This window comes from Pseudomonas sp. MF08817, assembly GCF_059862705.1.
Genome location: NZ_JCBCUY010000103.1, coordinates 1 through 945, shown reverse-complemented (window position 1 = coordinate 945; position 945 = coordinate 1). Strand labels below are relative to the sequence as shown.

The window sequence follows — 945 nt, the reverse complement described above, 5'->3', positions numbered from 1 at the left end:
CGGTGTCGTTCACGACTACCGAGGCATCACCGCCGATCACCAGGTTCTCGAAGGATTTGCCGTCCACGGTGGCGGTGTCGATGCCCATTGGCACGGTTTCGCCGTCTTTGTAGACGTCGTCGCCTTGAGCAGCACGCTCGTAAGGAACGCTCAGTTCGCCAGCCTTGATGACCACAACTGCGCCGTTTTTGAGGGTCACGGTCAAATCGTGATCCAACTTCTGGCTGACGCTGACGGTGAATTTCTGCGCTTGGTTCTCGAAGACCGGGCCGTCGCCAGTGATCGAAACAGTCACCTTGTCGCCTTCACCGGTCGGCTGATCGGTAACGGTAGTGGTGTGCTCTTTCGGATCGAGGGTCAGTTTCTCGAAATCGTCTGCGCCATCAACACCGACGAGTTTGTTCACCAGCGAAGGTTGGCCGCCAGTGAACACGTCGTTGGTGGTTTGAACGACCGCAGTACCGGTGGTTTCGCCGGCCTTAACGTTAATTTTGGTGCCGTCACTCAGGGTGAACGTCAGCGGGCCGTGGCTTTCCATCGGCAGCCCGGCTTTGTTGGTCAGCGTGACGGTGTAGGTCACGTCGCCGCCTTCGGTGACGGTGGTTTTATCCACGGTCAGGGTGGCGACGACTTCGGTTTCGGTGTCGTTCACAACAACCGAAGCATCGCCGCCGATCACCAGGTTTTCGAAGGATTTGCCGTCAACGGTGGCGGTGTCGATGCCCATTGGGACGGTTTCGCCGTCTTTGTAGACGTCGTCGCCTTGCGCGGCACGTTCGTACGGAACGCTCAGTTCGCCGGCCTTGATAACGACAACAGCGCCGTTTTTCAGGGTCACGGTGAGGTCATGGTCGAGTTTTTGGCTGACCGAAACGGTGAATTTCTGTGCTTGGTTCTCGAAGACTGGGCCGTCGCCAGTGATCGAAACAGTCACCTTGTCGCCTT

1 protein-coding gene is annotated in these 945 nt (G+C 57.8%); it reads right to left on the bottom strand.

What is annotated here, in order from left to right:
* Positions 1 to 934, bottom strand: a 934-nt coding sequence (locus AC19YR_RS24780; protein WP_500600442.1) for an immunoglobulin-like domain-containing protein, incomplete at its 3' end; no start/stop codon positions are given.
* Between the last annotated feature and the right edge of the window lie 11 nt (positions 935 to 945).